We start from the raw sequence: 23730 nt of genomic DNA on the forward strand, positions 1-23730 counted from the left end.
CGACTCACCAGCCGAGCGGCGCCCGGGCGTTGCGCCGAAGCACGACGAACAGCCCGCCGGTGACCAGGCCGAGCAGGACGGAGATGGCCGCGGCGCGTTCGAATTCGCCGTTGATCACGGCGTTGTAGATGTCCAGTGAAGCGGTCACGGTGCGTCCTTCGATGTTGCCGCCAAGCATCAGCGTCATGCCGACCTCGCCCAGCGAACGGCCGAGAGCCAGCACCAGGCCGCCGATCAGCGCATTGCGCAGGTTCGGCAACAGCACGAACCAGAAGATTTGCCATTCCGTCTTGCCCAGCGTCCTGGCCGCTTCCGCATAGATTTTCGGGATGTTTTCGAACGCCGACTGGACCGGTTTGACGACCAGCGGCAGGCCGGCGACGAAGGCGGCCAGTACCAGGCCGGAAAACGAAAAGATCAGGTCGATGCCGAAGTGCTCGCGCAACGGCTCGCCGAGCGGACCGCGGCGGCCGAAGATCATCAGCAGCAGGAAACCGGTGGCCATCGGCGGAAAGACCAGCGGCAGCGTCACCGCGATATCCAGCGCCGTTCGGCCGCGCCAGCCGGGGCGGGCCAGCGCGTAGCCGAGCGCCAGTCCGAAAACGACGTGCAGCAGGCTGCCGGCCAGCGCCACCCGGGCCGTCAGCCAGAGCATTTGCTGCGTCTCCGGGCTGACCAGCAGGCTGGCGAATTCGCCCACTCAGAGACCGTGCCTGGCGAGGATGGCCTTGGCTTCCGGTGTTTCGAGGAAACGGCCGAGCGCCTGAACTTCCGGCCGCTGCGCATGGTTGCGCAGGACGCCGCCGACGATGCGGATCGGCGAATACAGTTTGGCGTCGATTTCGCGATAGCCGCCGATCTTCGGCTGGATGGCCAGCGCTTCCGTGAGGTTGATGAAGCCCGCGTCGACTTCGCCGCTGATCAGGTAGGCCGACACTTGCGGTACCGTCGCGACGACCTGCAGCCGGTCCTTGAGCGGGGCCGCCAGGCCGCTGCGTTCGAGGAATTCGCTGGCGGCGATGCCATAGATGGCGGCTTTCGGGTTGGGCAGCGCGATGCGCGCGAATTTTGCCGTTTTCAGGTCGTCGACCGCAGCCAGCTGGCCGCCGCTCGGCCAGGCAACGACCAGGCGGCCGTTGCCGAGCGGCAGATAATTCGCCACGTCGAGGCCGTCGACCGCAGCCAGGTAAGCGTGGTCGCCGAAAACGACGGCGATTTCGCCGCTCTGCCTGATCTGGGCGACGATGTTGCCCATGTTGCCGTAAATCTGGTCGACCTTCTGGCTGCTGTGCTTCTGGAAGGCTTCGCACAATTCGGCGACCGGCCGTTTGTAGCCGGCACCGGCAGCGATCAGCAGGCTATCGGCGAAAGCCGGCAGGGCGGCCAGCAGACCGAGGGTCAGGAATAGGCGGCGACAGAGGCGCATGGAGGCTCCTTGGGAACGAAGAGTGGCGGATGAATGGATTGCAGGTCGTGCGCCGGGCCGTCGCTGAAGATCCGGCCGCGATGCAGGCGGACGATGCGTTCGGCCAGTCGGCGGGCCTCCGGCAGGTCGTGGGTGACGACGATGGCGTGGTCGGCCAGGCCGGCTTCGCGCACGGTCTGCAGCAGCGTCTGCATGGCCTGGCGCAGTTCCGGGTCGAGTGCCGACAGCGGCTCGTCGAGCAGCAGGATGCGCGGCTCGGCAGCCAGTGCCCGGGCCAGCGCCAGCCGCTGTTTCTGACCGCCGGACAGCGCCGACGGGTAACGATCCGCCAGTTGCGCCAGGCCGACCAGTTCGAGCAGCTCGTCGAGGCGCGCCGACGGCGTTTCGGGGCGGCGGGCGAAGGCCAGCTGCTGGCGTGCCGTCATGTGCGGGAACAGGGCATGTTCCTGGAAGACGTAGCCGATGCGGCGCAGCCGGGTTGGCAGGACGATACCGCGCTCGCTGTCCAGCCAGCAGTCGTCGCCGACTCGGATGAATCCGCTTTCCGGCGATTCGAGCCCGGCCAGCAGGCGCAGCAGCGAGGTCTTGCCGGCCCCGGAGGGGCCTTGCAGGGCCAGCCATTCGCCCGGCCCGAGCGTCAATTCGACATCGAGCCGGGACGATCCGCTGGCGAAGGCCAGCGTCCGCTGCAGCCGGAAATGCAGGGCGCTCACGATTCGGCGTCCCGTGTCGGAGGGGTTTCGTCCGTTGGCGTGAGGGTTTGCCCGGCGGGTTTTTCCGCCGAAAAGTCGACGTGGATGATCTCGGCCGACGGCAATGGACGGGCCATCCGGAAACCGCCGCAACAACCGTGGGCCATCGCGGCGCCGGGGCTGATGCGGGTAAGCGGGAGCGTGGGGCGGTTCATGCGGTCTCCTTTCGGGGCGGGGTCACAGGGCGTTCAGGAAGGCGATCAGTTCGTCGCGGGTCTGCCGGTCGGCGGCGGCATAGCGCTGGCGCGCCGCGAGTGCTTCGCCGCCGTGCCACAGGATGGCTTCTTCGAAGTTGCGGGCGCGGCCGTCGTGCAGGTAACCGACCTTTTCGTTGATCGCTGCCAGGCGACCGATGCCCCACAGCGGTGCCGTCCGCCATTCGCGGCCGGTGGCTTGGTGATCGGGGCGATGGTCGGCGAGCTCGGCGCCCATGTCATGCAGCAGCAGGTCGGTGTACGGGGCGATCTCGCGTTCGGCCAGATGACGTGACGCGCCGGGTCCGGTGCGCAGGCTGGGCAGATGGCAGAGCTGGCAGCCGAAGGCGGAAAAATGCGCGGCGCCGCGGTCGACCGCAGGATTGCGGTTGTCCGGTCGTGGCGGCGGTGCAAGGTGGGCGACGTAGAAGGTGATGTCGCTCAGTTGCTGCATGCTCAGTTCCGGACGGCCGCCATCCGGCGCCTGGCGGCAGGCGCGCTGGGCCGGCGTGCAGTTTTCTTCCGGAAAGCGCGGCGAGGTGATGCTCATGTCGCCGTGGAAGGCGCCGGCGATCTGGAATTCCAGGTCATGGGCATTGGCCTTCAGGCCGAAGCGGCCGACCGGTCCTTGCGGGCTGTTGATGCGGTTGACCCGGCCGCGTACGCCGTCCGGCTTGGCGGCCGCTGCCAACGCCAGCAAGGTGCTGTCGGGCACCGCGTCGAGCAGGCCGAGGCCGGCCACCGGCGGGCCGACGCGCAACGAGGTCATGACCGGACCGAGCGGCCCGTAGGCCAGTTCGGTGAAGCGGACGAGCGGGCTGCGCAGTTCGACGAGCGTGCCGTCGGCGAGCTTTTCGTGGCGGGTCTGCCAGCGGATTTCGGCACGCCCTTCGCCGGGAACGCCGGGAATGCCTTCCTCGTTCAACTGGTCGCCATAGACCGGGTGCGGCCTGGCACCGCCCGGCGCTTTTACCGACAAGCGCACGAGCATGGTCTGCATGCGTTGTGCCGGGCCTTCGGGAGCGCCGCCGCGGCCGTTCTTCGGGTGGCAGGAAATGCAGGCGAGGCGGTTGTACAGCGGTCCCAGCCCGTCGAATTCGCGGTCGCTGGCCGGCGCGATCACCCAGCTCTGCCGGAACAGGCTGCGGCCGCGCAGGAAGCTGGCCATTTCCGTTTCGTCCAGGCCGGGTAACGGGCGGCTCAGGATGTCGCGGTCGACCGTGCCCGGATCGGCAAAAAGCGGCACGGCAGCGAGCAGTGCGAGCAGCGGCAGGCGATGCCGGGCCTTCATGCCTCGATCTCCGCCAGCAGGCGGCGTGCTTCCTGGCGCTGGGTGGCGCAGCTCAGCCGCCAGCCGGCGATCAGGCCGCGCTCGCCCTTCTCGTTGTCGGCAAAGATTTTCCGCAGTTCCGGGGCATCGGCGCCGGCTTCGTCGATCGGCGGGCGGCTCAGCGCCCGACGGACCGCGGAGAGGTCGCGGCCGCTCGCCTCCAGGCGATGGACGCGCTGCCACAGCGGACGCAGTTCGTCGTGTACCTCGGCCAGCATGTGCTGGAAGATCGCGCTGCTGATCGCCAGCCGGTCGCGCGCCCGGTTGCCGTCGAACTGCAGTCCGCCCCGGTCGGCGGCCTGGAAGGGGTTGTACTGCGTTTCCGGCAGGTCGGCATAAACGTCCGGGCGGACCGGCAGGCGCCGGATGTCGGGGTGCAGCAGCAGGCGCTGGCCGGCCGGCGACAACACGAAATCGATGAAGGCCTTGCCGCCGTCGGGATTGGCGCTGTCCCGCGTCGCCGCGATGTGCGCCGGGTTCAGGCCGGTGTGCCGCGGGTAGGCGAAGCCGATGCGGGCGCCGTTGGCAATGGCCGAGTTGACGAAGAAGTCGATCGACAGGCCGAGGCAGCAGCGGCCGTCGGCGATGTGGTCGGTGACGAAGGTGGCGCCGCGGTCGACCAGCAAGGCGTTGCCGGCGATTTCGCTCCACAGCGCCCAGCCTTTGTCCCAGCCCCAGGCCTGCAACACGATTTCCACCATCGGTGGCGCGAAGCCGACCTGTTGCGGTACCGGCAGGGCGATCAGGCCGGCCAGGCGGGGATCGGTCAACTGGTCCCAGTCGGTTGGCGGGCGCATCTGCCGGGCGGCAAACCACGCGGGATCGTAAGCGAAACCGAAACCGGCGATTTCGCTGGCGGTGTAGAAACCTTCCGCGTCGCCCAGCCGGGTGTTGCCGATGCGGGCGGGCAGCGGCTTGCGGTCGACCGGCAGCGGACGCCAGATTCCGGCGGCGGCCAGCCGGGCGAAATTGCGCGGCGACGGCGACCAGTAGACATCGGCGCCGCCGTGCCCGGGTTGTTCCAGGAAGGGGGCCGCATCGCGCGCGTTGCGCCAGATCACCTGCAGGCGGTATTGCGGATGGGCGGCTTCGAAGCCGGCCTCGAGACGCGACACGAATTCGTCCGGATAGCTGGTCACGACGGTCACTGTCTGGCGCCTGGCCGGCTCGCCGGCCCGCCCGAGGGCGGGCAGTCCGGCGAGCGCGGCGGCGAGCAGCAGGCGTCGCCGGATCGGGGAAAAGTCAGAAGCGGTAGGCGACATTGGCGAAGTAGTTCCGGCCGGGGTTGGGGAAGCCGTAGGCGAGCTGGTAGTTCTCGTCGGTGACGTTGTTTACGCCGCCTTCGACGGTCACGTCCTTGAGCGGGCGCCAGGCCAGCTTCAGGTTGAGCGTGGTGAAGCTGTCCAGCTTGACGGTGTTCGACGCCCAACGGCCCGAGTCGTATTCGACGAAGGGAATGAAATCGACCTGGCTGCCGAGTCTGGCGATGGCGAAGGCGGTCAGCTTGTGGCGCGGAATGTCGGTGATGCGCATGCCGGGATTGCTCTTGTTGCTGAAGCTGATGTAGGTGTAGCTGCTGCCGATTTCCAGGTTGTTGCCGATCGGCGTGCGCAGGCCGAGTTCGATGCCGGTCGAGTCGACCTTGCCGACGTTCTGCATCTGGCAGGGCGTGGCCGGGCTGCAGTTGGCGGTGCCCGGCTGATAGACGGTCTGGATCTTGTCGTCGATCCGGCTATGGAAGACGGCCGCCTCGGCCCGGGCGCCGGCCCAGGGCGTGCCCTGGTAGCCGACTTCGTAATTGAGCGAGGTTTCGGCTTTCAGCATCGGGTTTTCGACATAGTTGCCGAAACGCAGCGAGAAACGGTCCTTCAGGGTCGGCAGGCGGGTCTTCTCGGCAATGCTCGCGTAGAAGCGGGTGCTGTCGTTCAGATCGAAATAGAGCGCGGCCTGCGGATTGGTCGCGGTCTTCTTGTCGGAGGTGTCGAAGGCCGGCCAGCCGCTCTTGTACACGTGGTCGGCCCGCAGGCTGTGGTGGGAGAGGCCGAGCGACAGCAGCCACTGCGGCGAGAAGCGGATGTTGTCCTCCAGCGCAACGCTGGTCAGGATGTCCTTGAACGACTCGTCGGTGGCGCCGGCACCGTTGGTGTTCACGTGCTTGTCCACCTTGTACAGCGTGTACAGCTTGATTTCCTGATGGCTCAGGCGGACCGAGCTGAGTTCGACCGAGGCGCCATAGCTTTTGTCGTTATAGACACTGACCCCGGTCACCGGGTTGTAGGTGGTGTAGGTATTGTTGCTGTAGATGCGCAGGTCGTTGTCGAACTTGTCGCCGAAAACGCGGACCTTCAGGGTTTCCTTGCCGCCGAGCGCGGTCTTCGAGACGAAATAAAGGCTCTCCTTGTCCCAGTAGGGCCAGCGCCAGTAGCGGGCGGTCGGTACGGTGGAGGGCGGCTGGTCTTTCTGGCCGTTCTGCTTGTAATAGCTCAGGCTGTATTCGTCGGTGGCGTTCGGCGTCAGGCCGAGCTTGAGCGAGACCCGGCTGTCCTGGCGGCTGGAGTTTTCGCGGCGGCCGCCATCCTCGGTGGCGGTCGGCGTGAAGTCGGACGACAGCTTGAAGTAGTCGGATTCGATGTAGGAGGCGCCAAGCTGGGCGTACCACATGCCCTGGTTGGTACCGACGTTGAATGCCGCCTTGCGCTCGTTGCCCGAGGCGATGCCGGCGCTGATGTCGCCCTCCAGTGCCTTGCGCGGCTTGCGGGAGATCAGGTTGATGGCGCCGCCGAGCGCATTCGGTCCGAAGGCGACCGAACTGAAACCCTTGACCACCTGGATGGCCGACAGGTCGGCGGTGGTGAAGCGGTTCATGTCGACATAGCCGTCGTACGGCACATAGACCGGGATGCCGTCGATGAACAGCGGTGCCTGGCGGGCGTCGTAGCCGCGCACGTAGACCATCTTCTCGTTGCGCGAATTGGTCGAGATCGAGACGCCGGACAGCAGATTGACCGCATCGCCGACGTTTTCGCGGTTGAAGCTGTCCATGTCCTTGCGGGTGACCACCGAGGCCACCTGTTCCGACTCGATTTCGCCGGTGGCGGTAGCCTGTCCGGTGACCAGGACGGTCCCCAGTTCGAAGACGGAAGCGGTATCCGCCGCCCAGCTCGGCGCACTGCCGATGAGGCCGGCGATGGTCCCGGCCAGGATGCTCAGACGAGCCGGATGTTTGGTCGATTGCATGAAACCCCCTTGTTTCCCTGTGTTTGATTGAATTCTTCGGTGAAGTCCGGTGCCGTTTTCATGGCCTTGCCGAGGTCGACCTCGCGCGTTTGTCCGGGCAGCGTGACGACCAGGTGCAGTTCCCCGCCCAGCCCGGCGAGGTAGCGGCGCAAGGTCGAGATGTGCATGTCCAGCTGCCGTTCGATCTTGGCCACGTGGGGCTGGCTGATGCCGAGGCTGGCCGACAGCGCGATCTGCGACAGCCCGAGCTCGCGGCGGAGTTCGCCGAGCGGCGTGGTGTTTTCGGCGTCAGCGCGGCATGTCTGGATGGATGGCATAGAAACCTCGCGGCGAATTGCAATGACCGACCTGATGAATGCGATACACCAGCCAGCGTTCGTCCCGCAGCCGCCAGGCGTGCAGTTCCTCGCTGAACAACGTTTCCTCGTAGAACTCTTCGTCGTCGTCGGTAGCCGGCCGGGTCAGCACGTAACGATGGGTGATGAAGCACGGCTGGTCGTCGGCGTCGTAACCCAGCGAACGGCGGGCAGCGATTTCGTATTCGTGGTGGTGGCGGAAATACAGCGGCGCGTCGATCGCATCGCTCCAGTCGGCCGGCAGATGGCGGTTCCAGGTGCGTTCGATCTCGTCGCATTGGCCGGGTGGCGTGTGCTGCGTTGCCGCAGGGCGGCTCGATGAATGCAGGGCGTTCATGTTTGTATAAATAGATATATAACGTAGGCCATGCCTTGCAAGACCGGTGCCAGGTATTTACTCGGTTTTTTGCGCGGTTTGCCGGCTCTTTGTCGTCAATGCAACGATGTGTTGTCGACTATATAACGATAGCCGACAATTTGTCCGCAGTGAGTCGACTCAGCGTTCGGGGTGGCTTTGCCGGAACCAGGCGTTCAGGGCGTTGTGCTCGGGGAGAATCTCGTCGGCCAGGTCGCCGGTGAAGCGACGCCAGGCCGGTAGCCAGAATTCGCGGACGATGGTCAGGACCGGCAGGCCGCGGCTCATGATGTCCAGCATTTCCTGGGCAAAGCCCTGGCCTTCGGCTTCCAGGCCGGAAAAGCGGTTGAAGACGACGAGATCGGTCGTCGCGTCCTCCACCCGGCGGATTACTTCGCTGGCTTCGGCGAGGCCGGCCGGATCGAGCGCGCAGGCGCCCGAGTCGTTACCCAGGTCCTGCGAGATCGGGTAGCGCTTGCCGGTGACGATGTCCTGCAGCTGATACTTGCAGTGCCCCGGATTCGGGCAGATTTCCTGCAGCAGGCCCTGCACGCGGATGCCTTTGGCCCGCAGGCCGTCGACAAAATCACGCACGACCGCGTCGGTTGCCTGGCCTGGCCGGGAGACGACTGCGGCAATGCGGGGGGCGTCGGGATCGAACATTGTCGGGGCAGGAAAAAAGCGCATTTTAGCCCGTCGACCGCAGCAGCGGCGGCTCAGGTGTCGAAATGCAGTGCCAGGCTGTCGAGGGCGGCGGGTAGCGGCAGGTTTTCCTCGGTTTCGAGCATGCCGGGCACCGGGTGGGGAAATTCGTAGAACACGCCGTAGGTACCCGGGCGTTGGCCGTGCAGGTAGACGTGGGCGCGCAGCCGGGACAGTTCCGGGTGACGCAGCGTGACGATGCGCGGGTCGCTGCCGTCGGCCGGGTCGATGTCGCAATGCTCGCCGGCACGTTCGTCGAGCGACAGCAGCAGGCGCCGCAGGGCGCGGTCCTTGGCCAGGGCCCAGGGGTTGGCATTCATGGCTGCAATGCCGGGGTGATCCGGGCCAGCCAGGCGTCGATCCGCGCTTCGGTCTGCATTGCCTGGTGATGCTGGTCGATCGCCAGGCCGAGGAATTCGTCGCGGTCGACGGCCTTCGATGCCGAAAAATCGTAGCCGGCGACCGGCCAGCGACCGATCACCGTCGCGCCGCGTGCGACGAAGGCGTCGTGCAGGATGCCGATGGCGTCGACGAATTCGTCCGGATACTTCTTTTGATCGCCGAGACCGAAAATGGCGAAGGTCTTGCCGGTGAGGTCGGCGTCGGCCAGTTGCGGCAGGAATTCTTCCCAGCTCGGCTGGCTGAGGCCGGTCGATTCGCCGGGCAGCATGCCGTCGCCGAGCGTCGGGCTGCCGACGATCAGGCGGTCGTAGGCGAGAAACTCGACGAGCGTCGTGCGGCCGATGTTGACCGGCGCCGCGGCTGCCTCGCCGAGCTTCTTCGCGATCTGCTTGGCGACCAGCCGGGTGCGGCCAGTATCGGTACCGAAGAAGATGCCGATTTTTGCCATGGTTCAGGCGTCGACCGCAGCCGGTTCCTGGGTCAGTTCGTCGGGCAGCACGCCGACCGGATTGCCGAGGTCGCCACCCGGTTCGCTCTCGAAACGGACGAGGTAGATTTCCTTGCTCGGATCGAATTCGGAATGGCCGAACTGAACCACCACGCCGCGCGCGCCGGCCGCCACGATCAGGCCTTCCTCCTCGTCGATGCCGGGCATCGTGCCGTCGTTGAGGATGTCTTCGGCGGCGTAAACCATGTCGCCGATCTCGTATTGAACGGTGCTCATGATCTCAGGCCCAGACATCGGCCGGCGCCTTGAGGCGTTCGACCGGTTGATCGAAGAGCAGGTGCTCGTCGATGATGGTGGCGACATCTTCCGGCTTGACGTTGGTGTACATCACGCCGTCCGGGTAGACCAGCACGCTTGGACCGAGATTGCAGGGGCCGAGGCAGCCGGTGTTGGTCAGCTGGTAACCGGAGGCCCACAGGTTGCGGGCGGTGAATTCGTCCGAGAAGGCCTGCCAGGTCTGGCCGCAGCCCTTTTCCTGGCAGGAGCCGCGCGGGTGGCCCTGCGGGCGGCCCTGGACGCAGACGAGGACGTGCTTTTTCGGTTTTGGCATGAAAGTTCTCCTGAAAGATGCGGTTCTCCATGCAAGGGAAGTGCCAGTGAAAAAGGCTTTTTCGTCAAAGGTTTGCGCTCGGTTGTCATTGTCCGCTTTGCGACAATCGGCGACGACTTGCGTGCCATCGCCTTTCTCCATATAGTTACCTGAGTAACTATTTCCCGGGGAAGTACCGATGCTGAGCCTGCAGGCCTACGAACAGCGGGTCGCCAGTCTGAAAATGCTGCACCCTGAATTGCCCGATCAGGCGGTGACGCTGGTGCGCATGATCGGCTTTTTGCAGCGACGTCTGGAAGACGCTTTGCAAGCGCGGCTGGCCGACCGGCAATTGACCCATTCGCAATGGGCCTTGCTGATGCTGATCTACAGCGATCCGGCGCAATGCATTCATCCGTCGTGTGCCAGCGAGGTGCTGCGGCAGTCGCGTCCGCACATGACGCGAATGACCGATGAACTGGTGGCGCGCGGCTGGGTCGAGCGGGTGCGCGAGGACAACGACCGGCGGACCGTGAAGATCCGCTTGCTGCCGGCCGGCCAGGCGGCAATCGATAGCCTGTTGCCGGTCATGTGGCAGCGCTATGAACAATTGACCGGCGGTATTGCCGAAGACGAGGTGCGCGGGCTGGATCGCCTGCTGCGCCAATGGCTGCTGGCGCTGGAATCGTCCGGTGGGGAAGGTCTGGAAGGAACGAAGCAATGAACGAACGAAGCGATGATGTGAACCTCGCCGGCAACGGGCGTCGGCGCCGGGTGCTTGGCGGTCTGGCGGTGATCGTCGGGCTGCTGGCGCTGGCGGCGCTGGCCTGGTGGCTGCTGTTTGCGCGCGGTACGGCGACGACCGACAACGCCTACGTGTCCGGCAACGTGGTGCAGATCACGGCGGCGGTCGGCGGCACGGTAACGGCGGTGCGCGCCGACGACACGCAGTTCGTCCGCGCCGGCCAGATCCTGGTCGAACTCGACGATGCCGATGCCCGTATCGCCTTGCAGACCGCCGAAGCCAATCTGGCCGAAGTGGTGCGCAATGTGCGCGGCCTTTACGCCGGTGCCGATCAGTCGGCGGCGGTGGTCGAGCAACGCCGGGCCGACGTCGACCGGGCGCGCCAGGATGCCGCCCGCGCCGATGCCGAACTGGCCCGCATCAAGGCCGATTTCACGCGCAAGGAAGCGCTGTGGCGCAAGAACTTCATCTCGGCCGAGGCGTTGCAGATGGTGCAGACCGAAGTCCGTTCGGCGGAAGCTGCCGCATCGGCATCGCGCGCGGCGATTGCGCAGGCGACGGCTGCGGTCGACGCCGCCCGCGAGCAGAAAACCGGTGCGCTTGGGCGGGTGGATCACACCACGCTGGAAGCGCATCCGCAGGTGATGGCCGCCGCCGCCCGGGTGCGCGAAGCGGCGCTGGCGCTCAGCCGGGCCCGCGTCGTGGCACCGGTCGACGGCTATGTGGCGCGGCGCAAGGTTCAGCTCGGCGAGCGCATCGCGGCCGGCAACCCGCTGATGGCGGTGATTCCGGCCGATCAGCTGTGGGTCGATGCCAATTTCAAGGAGACCGATCTGGAGGATGTGCGCATCGGTCAGCCGGTGACCTTGAGCGCCGATTTCTGGGGCGACGGCACGCAGTATCACGGCCGGGTGCTCGGCCTGGCCGCCGGTACGGGCGCTTCGTTCGCCGTGCTGCCGGCGCAGAATGCGTCGGGCAACTGGATCAAGATCGTGCAGCGCGTGCCGGTGCGCATTTCGCTCGATCCGGCCGAGCTTCAGGCGCGCCCGCTGCGTGTCGGCCTGTCGATGCGGGCCCGCGTCGATACGCGCGACAGTTCGGGAGCGCTGCTGTCGCCGGCCGCCGACCCGGCCGGCGGCATCGCCACCGATGTGTTCGCCGCGCAGGGACGGGAAGCCGATGCGCTGATCGAGCGCATCATCGCCGGCAACCGCGGTGCGACGATGCCGGAAAAAATGCCGCGCGCGCTGGTCGACCGCAAGGACGGCAAGGCATGAGCCTTTACCGCAGGCAAGCCGGGCCGGGCGCGTCGCCGTCCGCCTGGCAACGGTCGTGCCGCGACCGGCGGGGACGCAGGTGAACGCAGTCGCAACGACGCAGCCGATGTCGCGGGCGCGGCTGATCCTGGCGACCATTGCCCTGGGTTTCGGCTCCTTCGTCAACATCCTCGACATGTCGATCGCCAACGTGTCGGTGCCGACGATTGCCGGCGATCTGGGCGTCAGCTATACCCAGGGCACCTGGGTGATCACTTCGTATGCGGTGTCCGAAGCCATCGTCATGCCGCTGACCGGCTGGCTGTCGCTGCGTTTCGGACAGGTCCGCATGTTCGTCATGTCGACGTTGCTGTTCACGCTGGCCTCGGCGCTGTGCGGCCTGGCGCCGAGTTTTCCGGCACTGGTTGCGGCGCGCGTGCTGCAGGGGGTGTTCGGGGCGTCGATGATTCCGCTGTCGCAGGCCTTGCTGACCACCATCTATCCGCCGCAGAAACGCGGCCTGGCGCTCGGATTATGGGCGATGACCACGATCCTGGCGCCGATCGTCGGTCCGCTGGCCGGCGGCTGGCTGACCGAGGCCTTGTCATGGCACTGGATCTTCCTGATCAACCTGCCGTTCGGCCTGGCCGTGGCCGGCGGCGCCTGGCTGCTGTTGCGCGACCGCGAGAGCGAGCGGCGCCGGCTGCCGGTCGATTATGTCGGCTTGATCCTGCTGGCGATCGGCGTCGGCGCCTTGCAGATCCTGCTCGACAAGGGCAACGAGATGGACTGGTTCGGTTCGTCCGAGATCGTTGCACTGGCTTGCGTCGCGCTGGTCGCGCTGCTGTTCTTCGTGGCCTGGGAACTGACCGACGAGCACCCGGTGGTCGACCTGCGGCTGTTCGCCCGGCGCAATTTCCTGGTCGGTTCGCTATGCCTGCTGCTCGGTTCGATGGCCTTTTTCGGCACCGTCGTGCTGATTCCCTTATGGCTGCAGAGCTATCAAGGCTATACGCCGCTGTGGGCGGGCAAGGTGGTGGCCTTTGGCGGCGTGCTGGCAATGCTGCTCGGGCCGGTGATCGGCGCCAACATCCATCGCATCGATGCGCGTCTGGTGGCCAGCTTCGGTTTCACGGTGTTCGCCGTCGTCGCTTTCTGGAGCAGCGGTTTCACCCCCAACGTGGATTACTGGACGGTGGCCATCTCCCGCTTGCTGATGGGGATCGGCATCAGCTGTTTCTTCCTGCCGATCATCACGATCAACCTGTCCGGCCTGCCGCCGTCACGGATCGCCAGCGCTTCCGGGTTGTCCAGCTTCATGCGCAACCTCGGGTCGAGCTTCGGGACGGCGATCATGGTCTCGCTGTGGGACCACCGCGGCATCGCCCATCATGCGGATCTGGCCGAACGGGTCACCGACTACGATCCGGCCACCGACCGCTATCTGGAAGCCCTGCGTGCCGCCGGCCTGAGCCTCGACCAGGCCTGGGCTTCGCTGAACAATACGATCAACGCCCAGGCCTACCTGATGGCAACCAACGATGTCCAGCTGGCCAGCGGCCTGATCATGCTCGCGCTGGTCGTGCCGATCTGGTTTGCCCGGCCGCCGTTCACCGTGCAGGGCGCCGGCGGCGGCCATTGAGGCCGCTGTCGGTCGCTAGAACTGCTTGACTTCGATGTTCAGCGTCTGGATGCGGTAGGCGATCTGGCGCGGCGTCATGCCCAGGATGCGGGCTGCCTTGGCTTGCACCCAGCCGGCCTGTTCGAGCGCGGCGATCACCCGTTCGCGCTCCGACAGCGACGGATCGTTGATGTCCACTTCCGGTGGCGGGGCGGCCGGCGTACCGGCCGCTGGCGGGGCAGTCTTCAACGGGCGTGCCGAACTGCGTTCGCGGGCGCTCGGGAAGCGAATCAGATCGACGTCGATGCGTCCGTCGTCGGACAACACGGCGGCGCGTTCCAGGCAGTTCTCCAGCTCGCGCACGTTGCCCGGCCAGTCATGGCTGGCCAGCCGGCGCTGGGCCATGTCGGTCAGTGTCAGCTTGCGGCGCTGCTCGTTGCCGATCTTGCCGAGCAGATGGCGGGCGATTTCCGGGATGTCCTCGATGCGCTCGCGCAGCGGCGGCAGGAACAGCGGCATCACGTTCAGCCGGTAGAAGAGGTCTTCGCGGAAGTCGCCCATCTCGACGGCCGTTTCCAGATCGCGGTGGGTGGCGGCGATGACGCGCACGTCGACCTTGATCGTCTTGCTGCCGCCGACCCGTTCGAACTCGCCCTCCTGCAGGATGCGCAGCAGCTTGGCCTGGAAGGCCGGCGAAACTTCGCCGATTTCGTCGAGGAAGATGGTGCCGCCGTGTGCCTGTTCGAAGCGCCCCTTGCGCGCTTCGACGGCGCCGGTGAAGGCGCCGCGCTCGTGGCCGAACAGTTCGGATTCGAGCAGGTTTTCCGGCAGCGCCGCGCAGTTCAGCTTGACCAGCGCATTGCGCGCGCGTGGTGAGTTGTAGTGGATGGCATTGGCGATCAGTTCCTTGCCGGTACCGGTTTCGCCGCGGATCAGCACGGTGGTGTTCCACTTGGCGACCATCCGCGCCTGATCGAAGACCCGCCGCATCACCGCCGAGCGGCCGACCATGTTCTCGAAACCGAACTGGTGGCGGACCGTGCGGCGCAGCGAATCGCGCTCTTCCAGCAACGAGGATTTTTCCTGCTGCACGTCGAGCGACAGCTTCAGGCTCTGCCCGATCAGGTTGGCGACCATTTCGACGAACTGGGCGCGCTCCTCCAGCAGGCCGTCCTCCGGTGCTTCCGGCTGGACCGCCAGGATGCCCTTGAGATCGCCGCCGACCTTGATCGGCACGGCGATGAACGGCAGTTCCGGCGCATAGATGCCGAGCCGGTTCAGAAAACGGGGTTCGTCGCCGACCCGCGCCAGTTTGACGGTATAGGGCTTTTCCAGGATCAGGCCGACGATGCCTTCGCCGGGCTGGTACTGCTCGCCGACCAGCGCCGGCCCGTCCGGATTGTGCGTGGTGTGGATGGTCAGGTTGCCGTTTTCCGGATTGACCACGCCGATCAGGCCGCGGCTCAGGCCGGCCTCGTCGTTGAGTACGCGCAGGACGTCGCGCAAGGTTTCGTTGAACGCCAGCGAGCGGCTGAGTACCCGGCTGACCGCGTAGAGCGCGGCGAGCAGCAGGATGTTCAGTTCGTGCGTCCGGCAATAGCCGCCCGGCGGGGGACAGGTGTCGTTGTCGGCGTTATGGATGGGATGGGTATCGTGCATGCCGTTCTCGTTATTTATTGTTCTCAGATCGGGTCGCCGTCGACGCGGAATTCGACAATTGCCGCGCAACCGCCGCTCGGACTGTCGATCAGGTCGATGATGCCGCCGTGATCGGCGACGACCTGCTGGGCGCGCGACAGGCCGGTGCCGATGTGTTTGCCGCTGCCGTTCTTGGCAGTGAAGAAGGGTTCGAACACCTTGACCCGCCATTCGGGCGGAATCCCGGGACCGCTGTCGATCACCGAAATCACGATGCGATCCTCGTCGACCGCGGAAGACAGCACGATTTCGCGGTGCCGCCAGCCCTTGACGTTCATCGCCTCGATGGCGTTATCGACCAGCGCCTTGAACAGCATGCGCAACTGCAGCGGCCGGCCGGCCAGCGGCGGTAGCGTCGCCGCCGGCTGCCAGTCGACGGTGATGCCGGCCGACAGCAGGCGCGGCGTGCAGATTTCGAGCACGTCGCGCAGGATTTCGTTGAGATTGACCGGGACGACGATTTCCTGCGGGCTTTGCGGGATCACCTGGCGCAGCGTTTCCATGTGTTCGCGGCTGGCCTGCAGTGCGTCCTGCAGCACGTTGGCACTGGCCGGATCGCGGCGCTGCAGCACGAGGATCGCCGAACTCATCACGTTCATCGGTTCCTCAAGCCGGAACAGCGCGGCCGACAGGCCTTCGCGGATCGCCGCGGTGCGCTCTTCCTCGGCCAGCACGGCCTGCAGTGCGGCGGCGCGTGAGCGCTCCTGCTCCTCGCGCAGGCTGGTCACGTCGGACAGCACGAGCAGCAGACCGGGCTGGCCGGCAGCGCAGAAATAGCTGTCGATGCAGTCGCTCTGCAGGTCGATGGCCGAGGCGGTCACCGACAGCCAGCGCGGTCGGGAGCCGGGGCGGTCGATGCGCATTTCGCGGTTGGCGAAGGCGCATTTGCCCGGCGTCGTGGCCAGCAGTTCGCGCCAGCCGGGCTGCAGGCCGTCGAGTAGCGTGTGCGCCGGTTCGGCCAGGCGCAGGTCGGTCAGCAGCTTCTTGTATTCCTGGTTGTCGAGGATCACCCGGCCGCCCGGATCGAGCAGCGCGAAGGCGATCGGTGCCGCATCGACGACCGATTCGATCAGGTGCTTCTGATTGCGCACCATGCGTTCGAGCTGGTGCAGCGCGGTGACGTCGCGGTGCATGCCGAGGAAGTGCGTGGTCTGGCCGCTGCGGTCGACGACCGGCGAGATCGATAATTCGGCCAGGTACAGCGAACCGTCCTTGCGGCGGTTGAGCAGCTTGCCCGACCACGGCCGCTGGGCCGACAGTTCGGCCCACATCGCCTGGTAGATTTCCGGCGGCGTGGTGTGGTTGGACAGCAGCGATTCGTTCTTGCCGACGATTTCATCCGGTGCATAACCGGTGACCCGGGTGAAGCTTTCGTTGGCGTAGAGGATGTTGGCCTTGGGGTCGGTGATCGAGATCGCCAGATCGGCCTGCCCGACGGCCTGGCGATAGGCTTCCGGGGGAAGGGCGGGTTCGGTGATGCTCGGGGGCGCGGACTGATTACGCTGGGGGGCCGACATGGCTCTTTCCTCGAAATGGCGTCGTAAGTTTGTTAGCAGAATCCGTGCCGCGCCCCGGAACGACGAAGCGAAAGGCTTGTGCAGCAAGGCTTGGGAGCAAATGCGACGAAATGGCTGTCGGCTTTGCGACATTTGTGTTCGAAAAAACGCACCGATTTCGTGCGTTTTTTCGGCGGGATGCATCGGAATGGCTTTCCACGGTCTTTCCGGACCTTGGCACGCCTTATGCAGTAACCGGTCCAGTAAAACTTGCCGTCACTGACATGAGCGAAATCCTTCTTCTGTTGCTGTCGACCGCACTGGTCAACAACGTCGTCCTGATCAAGTTTCTCGGGCTGTGCCCGACGATGGGCGTGTCCAAGAGCGTGGATAGCGCGTTCGGGATGGGGCTGGCGACGACCTTCGTGCTGGTGCTGGCCAGCGCCGCCTCGTGGATGCTCGACAACTGGTTGCTGCAGCCGCTGGGGCTCGGCTACCTGCGCATCCTGGCCTTCATCCTGGTCATCGCCTCGGTGGTTCAGTTCACCGAGATGTTCGTCAAGAAGACCAGTCCGGGCCTGTATCAGTCGCTCGGCATCTACCTGCCGCTGATCACCACCAACTGTGCCGTGCTCGGCGTCGCGCTGCTTAACGTGCAACAGCAGTTCAGCCTGTTCAAGAGCCTGCTCTACGGGTTCGGTTCGGCGCTCGGCTTCACGCTGGTCCTGCTGATCTTCGCCGGCCTGCGCGAACGTATCGCACTGGCCCGGGTGCCGGCAGCTTTCGCCGGTGCGCCCGTCGCTTTCATCACCATCAGCCTGCTGGCCCTGGCGTTCATGGGCTTCTCGGGCATGAACGTCTAAGGAGGTCGAGATGATCGCAGCCATCCTCAGCATGACCGTGCTCGGCGCCGCGCTGGGCGTCCTGCTCGGCGTCGCCAACAAGTTCCTCAAAGTCGAGGGAAATCCGGTGGTCGAGGAATTGACCGCCATGATGCCGGGCTCGAACTGCGGGCAGTGCGGTTTCCCCGGGTGCAGCGGTGCCGCGTCGGCGATCGTCGACGGCAGCGCACCGGTGACCTGCTGTCCGCCGGGCGGCAAGGCGCTGGCGACGGCGATCGCCGCCCGGCTCGGCATCACCGTCGATCTGTCGGCGATGGCCGACGACGGCCCGAAGATCGCCATGGTCGCCGAAGAACTGTGCATCGGCTGCTGCCGCTGCAGCAAGGTCTGCCCGACCGACGCGATCATCGGCGCCGCCAAGCAGATCCACAACGTTTTCCGCGAGGCCTGTACCGGTTGTTCGTCGTGCATCGAAAAATGCCCGACCGAAGCCCTGAGCATGAAGCCGGTACCGGTCACCCTGCAGCACTGGGTCATGCCGCGCCCGGCCACCGCCTGATCACAGGAACGAGATCGACATGGGATTCATGAATTTCCTCAAGCACCTGACCGGCGACGACTGGGGGGTGCATCCGGACGACCACAAGCGCCCGGCCGCCGATCAGGCGGTGCGCGTGATGCCGGTACCGGAAAAGCTCTATCTGCCGCTACAGCAGCACCTTGGCGGCGCGGCACGCGCGGTCGTGCTGGTCGGCCAGAAAGTGAAGAAGGGCGAATTGCTGGCCGAGGCGCAGGGGGCGGTATCGGCCCCGATTCACGCGCCGACCTCGGGAACCATCGCCGCGGTGACCGAAATCACCGCGCCGCACCCGTCCGGGCTGACGCTGCCGGCGATCATCCTCGAAGCCGACGGCGCCGACGAATGGTGCGAATTGCAGGGCTGCGACGATCCCTTTGCCCTGGCGCCCGGTGAAATCGGCAAGCGGGTCGCCGCCGCCGGCGTAGTCGGCATGGGCGGCGCCGCCTTTCCGTCGGCGGTCAAGCTGATCGGCGCTTCGCGGGCCAAGGTGACGACGCTGGTGATGAACGGCGGCGAATGCGAACCCTATCTGTCCTGCGACGACCGGCTGATGCGCGACCGCGCCGAGGGCATCGTCGACGGTATCCGCATCATGCTGCATGCCACCGGTGCCCGCGTGGCGCTGGTCGGCATCGAGGACAACAAACCGGAAGCCGTCGCCGCGATGCGCACGGCCGCCGCCGCGTTCCCGGAGGTCGAGGTTCGGCCGGTGCCGGCCCGCTATCCGATGGGCTCGGAAAAACAGCTGATCCAGGTGTTGACCGGCACCGAAGTGCCGGCCGACGGCCGGCCGGCCGATATCGGCGTGATCGTCCATAACGTCGGTACCGCGCTGGCCGTTCGCGCCGCGGTGCGCGAGGGCAAACCGCTGATTTCGCGGTTGCTTACGGTCAACGGCAACTGTGCGGCAAATCCGGGCAACATCGAGGTGCGCATCGGCACCCTGGCCGAGGAGGTGCTGGCCTTTGCCGGTGGCCTGAAGGGCGACGGCCTGGGACTGGCCCGGCGGATCATGGGCGGGCCGATGATGGGCATGCAGATTCCGCATTGGCGCGTGCCGGTGGTCAAGGGCAGCAGCGGCATCCTGGCACTCGATGCGGGCGAAGTGGCGGAGCGCGAGCCGGATCCGTGCATCCGCTGCTCGTCCTGCGTCAAGGCCTGTCCGGTCGGCCTGCTGCCGCTCGAAATGAGCGCCCGCATCCGCAACGAAGCCTACGCCGAGGCGATCGACATCGGTCTGAAGGACTGCATCGCCTGCGGCTGCTGCGCTTATGTCTGTCCGTCGAAGATTCCGCTGGTCCAGTACTTCGTCCATGCCAAGGGCGAACTGGCGGCACAGGATCGCGCCAAGCTGCGCAACGACGCAACCAAGAAACTGGCCCAGCAACGCCAGGAACGTCTCGAACGCGAAGCACGCGAGAAAGCCGAAGCTGCGGCCCGCCGCAAGGCCGAGCGGGAAGCTGCAGCCGCCGCCAAGGCCGCGGCCGAAGCGGCTGCCAAGGCGCTTGCGGTCGACCCGGCCATTCAGGGAGAAAACGCATGAGCACCCATCACCTTGGTCAGCCGGTCGCTTCGCCGCATGCGCATGGCGGCAATTCGGTCGGCCGCACGATGTTCCGTGTCCAGCTGGCGCTGCTGCCGGCAACGCTTTACGGCTTCTGGCTGTACGGCTGGCCATCCTTCTTCATGTGGCTGCTGACGGTCGGTTCGTGTATCGGTTTCGAGGCCCTTTCGCTGAAATTTGCCGGTGGTGGAAGAATCCGCCAGGGGCTGCTCGACGGCTCGGCGGCGCTGACCGGCTGGCTGCTGGCGATGACCCTGCCGCCTTGGGCGCCGTGGTGGGTGGCCGTGGTCGGCGCCTTCATCGCCATCGTGATCGGCAAGCAGGTGTTCGGCGGCGTCGGCCAGAACGTCTTCAACCCGGCGATGGTCGCCCGCGTCGCACTGCTCGTCTCCTTTCCGCTGCCGCTGACGCTGTGGGTGCTGCCGTTGCCGATGAACGGCGCGCCGGCGCCGGATTTCGTCGCCAGCATGCACATCTTCCTGACCAGCCAGCCGGTGCCCGATGCGATGACCAGCGCTACGCTGCTCGGTCATGCCAAGACCGAACTGTCGCGCGGCGTCGATCTCGGCCACGCGCTGGCCGACAGCGGGTCGCTGCTGTCGTGGCTGGGCATGCGGCCGGGCAGCTTCGGCGAATCGGCCTCGTTGCTGATCCTGGCCGGCGGCATTTTCCTGCTGGTTTCCCGCATCATCACCTGGCATGCGCCGCTCGGCGTGCTGCTCGGCGTGGCGATTCCGGCGCTGATCGGCCATGCCGTCGATCCCGGCCGCTTCCTGTCCGCCGAATCGCATCTGATGTCGGGGGCGTTGATGCTCGGCGCCTTCTTCATCGCCACCGACTACGTGACATCGCCCAATACCTCGCTCGGCCAGCTGATCTTCGGCCTGGGCGTCGGCCTGCTGACCTGGATCATCCGCACGGTCGGCGCCTATCCCGAAGGCATGGCCTTCGCGATCCTGCTGATGAATGCGCTGACGCCGGTCATCGACCGCTTCGTCAAGCCGCGCATCCTGGGCCGCGACCGCAAGGGCCGGCCGCTCGACATCCCGGAGAATGCCTGATGAACCTTGATGCCATTCGCGACAAACTGGGCTATCAGCCGCTGCTGCTCGGCATCTTCGGTCTGCTCGCCAGCGGCGCGCTGGCGGTGGTTTCGAATGCCGCCGGACCGGCCATCGTTGCCGCCGAAGCCAAGGACCTGCGCGACTCGCTGGCCGACGTGCTGCCCGCCGGGCTGGCCGACAACGATTTCCTGAACGATACGGTCGACGTCGATCGCGACGGAAAAACCGTGACCATCTACCGTGCCCGCCACGGCAGCGACCTGAAGGCGGTGTTGTTCAAGGTTGCCGAGCGCGGTTATTCGGGGGAAATCCAGGTGCTGATGGCGGTCGACCCCGCCGGCAAGATTCTCGGCGTGCGCGTGCTCAAGCACAGCGAAACGCCGGGCCTGGGCGACAAGATCGAAGCGAAGAAGAGCGACTGGGTGCACGCCTTCGCAGGCAAGTCGCTGGGCGAACCGGCGGCCGACAAGTGGGCGGTTAAGAAGGACAACGGGGTCTTCGACCAGTTCGCCGGGGCGACGATCACGCCACGGGCGGTGGTCAGGGCGGTCAAGGGCGGGCTGCAGTTCTTCGCTACCCGCAAACAGGAAATCACCGGCCAGGGAGCCTGAAGATGAGCGAAACCGGAAAACTCTTCAAGGAAGGTCTGTGGGACCAGAACGTGGTCTTCGCGCAGATGCTGGCGCTGTGTCCGACGATGGCGGTGACCACCAGCGGCACCAACGGCCTCGGCATGGGGCTGGCGACCACGGCCGTGCTGGTCGTCTCCAACGTGCTGGTGTCGCTGATCCGCAAGACGGTCAGCGATCAGGTCCGGATTCCCGTGTTCGTTGTCCTGATCGCCACGCTGGTGACCGTCGTCGACATGGCGATCAATGCCTGGTTGCACGATCTGTACAAGGTGCTCGGCCTGTTCATCGCGCTGATCGTGGTCAATTGCGCGATTCTCGGGCGTGCCGAGGCGTATGCCGTCAAGAACGGGGTCTGGGTCAGCGCCGTCGATGGTCTGGCGATGGGGCTCGGGTTTACCGGGGCCTTGGTGGTGATCGGCCTGATCCGCGAGTTCCTCGGTGCCGGTACCTTGTTCGCCCAGGCGTCGCAACTACTCGGTCCGGCCTTTTCCTTCCTTGAAGTCCAGGTGCCGCATTACGGCGGTGCGCTGCTGATGATCCTGCCGCCGGGCGCCTTCGCCGTGCTCGGTTTCCTGCTGGCCGGCAAGCGCATCCTGGACCGCCGTCTGGAAGCCCGCGCCGCCGCGGCGCCCGAAGACAGCACGCCGGCTGTCGCCTGAAGGAGAAAGCAAGATGCAGATTGGTGTCGCCTATTCCGAACCCGGTAACCAGATCTGGATGAATATCGAGGTGCCCGACGAGTCGACCGTGCAGCAGGCGATCGAACGTTCCGGCATCCTCGGCCAGTTTCCCCATATCGATCTCGCCGCGCAGAAGGTCGGCGTGTTCGGCAAGCTGGTCAAACTGGATGCAGCCCTCAAGCCGGGCGATCGCATCGAAATCTATCGTGGCATCATTGCCGACCCGGAAACCGTGCCGCGCCGCGACACCGAGGGCGATTGACAGAACGGATCCGCGACTGGTCGCCGGTCGTTCAAAATGACAACGAAAACCAAGGAATACAGCATGTACAACCTGTTGCCGGCGCTGCTGCTTGCCCCGTTGCCCGCCCTGGCCGATACGGCCGGCGCCGCGCCCGGCGGACAGACCTTGCAGTTCGTCGCCACGGCGATCTTCGTGATCGCCATCCTGCATACCTTCTCGACCAAACTGTTCGCCCATCTCGCGCACATCCAGCCCAAGCATGCCGGGTTGTGGCATCTGCTTGGTGAAGTCGAGGCAGTGTTCGGGTTCTGGGCCTTCGTGCTGATTGTCTTCATGGTCTGGCAGTTCGGCAGCGAGGCTGCGGTCGACTATCTGGAAAGCCTGAATTTCACCGAGCCGATGTTCGTGTTCGCGATCATGGTGATCGCCGCCAGCCGGCCGATCCTGAACGGCGTCATCATGCTGGTCGGCGGGCTGTCGAAGCTGATTCCGGTCAATCGCGGCCTGTCGGTCTATTTCCTGGCGCTGGCCGGCGTACCGCTGCTCGGTTCGTTCATCACCGAGCCGGCGGCGATGACGCTGGCGGCGCTGTTGCTGCGCGAGCGCTTCTTCCAGTACGACCTGTCCGAGCGCCTGAAGTACGCGACGATCGGCTTGCTGTTCGTCAATGTCTCGATCGGCGGCACGCTGACCAACTTCGCCGCACCGCCGGTGCTGATGGTGGCGAGCAAGTGGCAGTGGGATTCCTGGTTCATGCTCTCGCATTTTGGCTGGAAGGCGGCAACCGCCGCCGCCGTCGGCACGCTGGCGGTGACCTGGCTGTTCCGCCAGGAGATTGCCAGCAAGGGCGTCGCCTCGACCCGTATCGGCGAGCCGGTGCCGCTGTCGGTCAGCGCCATCCATGTCGCCTTCCTCGCGCTGGTCGTCGTCTTTGCCCACCATCCGGTGGTCTTCATGGCGCTGTTCCTGTTCTTTCTGGGCTACACCGAGGCCTACAAGGCATTCCAGGATCGTCTGATCCTGCGCGAAGGCCTGATGGTCGCCTTCTTCCTGGCCGGTCTGGTGGCGCTGGGCGGCCTGCAGCAATGGTGGCTGCAGCACGCGCTGACCGGCGTCCAGCCGACCGCGCTGTACTTCATCGCCACTGGCCTGACGGCCATCACCGACAACGCCGCGCTGACCTATCTGGCGTCGCTGGTGCAAGGGGTCGGCGACGACTTCAAGTACGCGGTGGTGGCCGGTGCGGTGACCGGCGGCGGTCTGACGGTGATCGCCAACGCGCCGAACCCGGCCGGCATGACCATCCTGAAGCCGTGTTTCAAGGACGAGGCGGTCAGCCCGCTGGGGCTTTTCCTGGCGGCGACGCCGCCGACGCTGCTGGCCGTTTGCGCCTTCATGTTGCTCTGATCGTACACCCGCACGACCGGGTTCGCTTCGGATAGAATTCGCCGCCGTTCCGCATGGGCTTGAGCGGATAATCGGCGCATTCGAACGATAACGGATGGCAGCTTTCAACC

At 65.9% G+C, this 23730-nt stretch carries 27 protein-coding genes; 11 read left to right on the top strand and 16 right to left on the bottom strand.

The window, feature by feature from the left end; genetic code table 11:
- Positions 1-4: 4 nt before the first annotated feature.
- The 14 genes from L0962_RS10670 to L0962_RS10735 all read right to left on the bottom strand — a co-directional run bounded on the left by L0962_RS10670 (position 5) and on the right by L0962_RS10735 (position 9812).
- Complete coding sequence (locus tag L0962_RS10670) at positions 5-700, bottom strand: molybdenum ABC transporter permease (protein ID WP_234086413.1); 696 nt, start codon at positions 698-700, stop codon at positions 5-7.
- Positions 701-1426, bottom strand: coding sequence for a molybdate ABC transporter substrate-binding protein (modA, locus tag L0962_RS10675; RefSeq protein ID WP_234086414.1), 726 nt, complete (start codon positions 1424-1426; stop codon positions 701-703).
- Positions 1399-2139 (bottom strand): ATP-binding cassette domain-containing protein, encoded by a 741-nt coding sequence (locus tag L0962_RS10680; RefSeq protein ID WP_234086415.1) that lies wholly within the window; start codon positions 2137-2139, stop codon positions 1399-1401. The genes modA and L0962_RS10680 overlap by 28 nt, the downstream gene beginning before the upstream one ends.
- A complete protein-coding gene (locus L0962_RS10685; protein ID WP_234086416.1) occupies positions 2136-2333 on the bottom strand; it encodes a hypothetical protein in 198 nt (65 codons plus the stop codon). The genes L0962_RS10680 and L0962_RS10685 overlap by 4 nt, the downstream gene beginning before the upstream one ends.
- A gap of 22 nt (positions 2334-2355) precedes the next feature.
- Complete coding sequence (locus L0962_RS10690; RefSeq protein WP_234086417.1) at positions 2356-3663, bottom strand: di-heme oxidoredictase family protein; 1308 nt, start codon at positions 3661-3663, stop codon at positions 2356-2358.
- The gene (locus L0962_RS10695) at positions 3660-4964 is read right to left on the bottom strand and encodes an ABC transporter substrate-binding protein (RefSeq protein WP_234086418.1); all 1305 of its coding nucleotides are present in this window, start codon (positions 4962-4964) and stop codon (positions 3660-3662) included. Before L0962_RS10695 ends, L0962_RS10690 begins: the two co-directional genes overlap by 4 nt.
- The gene (locus L0962_RS10700; RefSeq protein ID WP_234086419.1) at positions 4945-6939 is read right to left on the bottom strand and encodes a TonB-dependent siderophore receptor; all 1995 of its coding nucleotides are present in this window, start codon (positions 6937-6939) and stop codon (positions 4945-4947) included. Before L0962_RS10700 ends, L0962_RS10695 begins: the two co-directional genes overlap by 20 nt.
- The gene (locus L0962_RS10705) at positions 6909-7256 is read right to left on the bottom strand and encodes a helix-turn-helix domain-containing protein (protein WP_234086420.1); all 348 of its coding nucleotides are present in this window, start codon (positions 7254-7256) and stop codon (positions 6909-6911) included. The genes L0962_RS10700 and L0962_RS10705 overlap by 31 nt, the downstream gene beginning before the upstream one ends.
- Entirely contained in the window at positions 7228-7632 is a 405-nt protein-coding gene (locus tag L0962_RS10710) for a hypothetical protein (RefSeq protein WP_234086421.1), read from the bottom strand. Before L0962_RS10710 ends, L0962_RS10705 begins: the two co-directional genes overlap by 29 nt.
- Before the next feature lie 159 nt (positions 7633-7791).
- Positions 7792-8313: a DUF2478 domain-containing protein gene (locus L0962_RS10715; RefSeq protein WP_234086422.1), complete on the bottom strand. Its 522-nt coding sequence runs from the start codon at positions 8311-8313 to the stop codon at positions 7792-7794.
- A gap of 53 nt (positions 8314-8366) precedes the next feature.
- Positions 8367-8672: a hypothetical protein gene (locus tag L0962_RS10720; protein WP_234086423.1), complete on the bottom strand. Its 306-nt coding sequence runs from the start codon at positions 8670-8672 to the stop codon at positions 8367-8369.
- Entirely contained in the window at positions 8669-9202 is a 534-nt protein-coding gene (locus L0962_RS10725) for a flavodoxin (protein WP_234086424.1), read from the bottom strand. Before L0962_RS10725 ends, L0962_RS10720 begins: the two co-directional genes overlap by 4 nt.
- Positions 9203-9205: 3 nt before the next feature.
- Positions 9206-9478, bottom strand: coding sequence for a nitrogen fixation protein NifZ (locus L0962_RS10730; protein WP_234086425.1), 273 nt, complete (start codon positions 9476-9478; stop codon positions 9206-9208).
- A gap of 4 nt (positions 9479-9482) precedes the next feature.
- The gene (locus L0962_RS10735) at positions 9483-9812 is read right to left on the bottom strand and encodes a ferredoxin (RefSeq protein WP_234086426.1); all 330 of its coding nucleotides are present in this window, start codon (positions 9810-9812) and stop codon (positions 9483-9485) included.
- A gap of 178 nt (positions 9813-9990) precedes the next feature.
- On the opposite strand from L0962_RS10735, the gene L0962_RS10740 reads away from it, so the two are divergent.
- From L0962_RS10740 to L0962_RS10750, 3 genes are all read left to right on the top strand, one after another.
- Positions 9991-10515, top strand: a complete 525-nt coding sequence (locus L0962_RS10740; RefSeq protein ID WP_234086427.1) for a MarR family winged helix-turn-helix transcriptional regulator — start codon at positions 9991-9993, stop codon at positions 10513-10515.
- Entirely contained in the window at positions 10512-11813 is a 1302-nt protein-coding gene (locus L0962_RS10745; protein WP_234086428.1) for an HlyD family efflux transporter periplasmic adaptor subunit, read from the top strand. The genes L0962_RS10740 and L0962_RS10745 overlap by 4 nt, the downstream gene beginning before the upstream one ends.
- 79 nt (positions 11814-11892) lie before the next feature.
- A complete protein-coding gene (locus L0962_RS10750) occupies positions 11893-13434 on the top strand; it encodes a DHA2 family efflux MFS transporter permease subunit (protein ID WP_234086429.1) in 1542 nt (513 codons plus the stop codon).
- Between the two features lie 15 nt (positions 13435-13449).
- Here L0962_RS10750 and nifA read toward each other — a convergent pair whose 3' ends face one another.
- The gene (nifA, locus tag L0962_RS10755; RefSeq protein WP_234086430.1) at positions 13450-15072 is read right to left on the bottom strand and encodes a nif-specific transcriptional activator NifA; all 1623 of its coding nucleotides are present in this window, start codon (positions 15070-15072) and stop codon (positions 13450-13452) included.
- A gap of 23 nt (positions 15073-15095) precedes the next feature.
- Positions 15096-16628, bottom strand: a complete 1533-nt coding sequence (nifL, locus tag L0962_RS10760; RefSeq protein ID WP_234086431.1) for a nitrogen fixation negative regulator NifL — start codon at positions 16626-16628, stop codon at positions 15096-15098.
- Positions 16629-16891: 263 nt separating this feature from the next.
- On the opposite strand from nifL, the gene rsxA reads away from it, so the two are divergent.
- The 8 genes from rsxA (at position 16892) to L0962_RS10800 (ending at position 23620) form a co-directional block, all read left to right on the top strand.
- A complete protein-coding gene (gene rsxA, locus L0962_RS10765) occupies positions 16892-17470 on the top strand; it encodes an electron transport complex subunit RsxA (protein WP_234086432.1) in 579 nt (192 codons plus the stop codon).
- 10 nt (positions 17471-17480) lie between these two features.
- Positions 17481-18008, top strand: a complete 528-nt coding sequence (locus tag L0962_RS10770; protein ID WP_234086433.1) for an RnfABCDGE type electron transport complex subunit B — start codon at positions 17481-17483, stop codon at positions 18006-18008.
- A gap of 19 nt (positions 18009-18027) precedes the next feature.
- A complete protein-coding gene (gene rsxC, locus L0962_RS10775) occupies positions 18028-19572 on the top strand; it encodes an electron transport complex subunit RsxC (RefSeq protein WP_234086434.1) in 1545 nt (514 codons plus the stop codon).
- Complete coding sequence (locus L0962_RS10780) at positions 19569-20654, top strand: RnfABCDGE type electron transport complex subunit D (RefSeq protein ID WP_234086435.1); 1086 nt, start codon at positions 19569-19571, stop codon at positions 20652-20654. Before rsxC ends, L0962_RS10780 begins: the two co-directional genes overlap by 4 nt.
- Positions 20654-21268 (top strand): electron transport complex subunit RsxG, encoded by a 615-nt coding sequence (gene rsxG / locus L0962_RS10785; protein ID WP_234086436.1) that lies wholly within the window; start codon positions 20654-20656, stop codon positions 21266-21268. Before L0962_RS10780 ends, rsxG begins: the two co-directional genes overlap by 1 nt.
- Positions 21269-21270: 2 nt before the next feature.
- Entirely contained in the window at positions 21271-21948 is a 678-nt protein-coding gene (locus tag L0962_RS10790) for an electron transport complex subunit E (protein WP_234086437.1), read from the top strand.
- A 13-nt stretch (positions 21949-21961) separates the two neighbouring features.
- Positions 21962-22231: an RnfH family protein gene (locus L0962_RS10795; RefSeq protein WP_234086438.1), complete on the top strand. Its 270-nt coding sequence runs from the start codon at positions 21962-21964 to the stop codon at positions 22229-22231.
- Between the two features lie 63 nt (positions 22232-22294).
- A complete protein-coding gene (locus tag L0962_RS10800; RefSeq protein WP_234086439.1) occupies positions 22295-23620 on the top strand; it encodes a putative Na+/H+ antiporter in 1326 nt (441 codons plus the stop codon).
- The last annotated feature ends 110 nt before the right edge of the window (positions 23621-23730 follow it).

It is taken from the genome of Azonexus sp. R2A61 (assembly GCF_021401135.1).
Classification (GTDB): Bacteria; Pseudomonadota; Gammaproteobacteria; order Burkholderiales; family Rhodocyclaceae; genus Azonexus.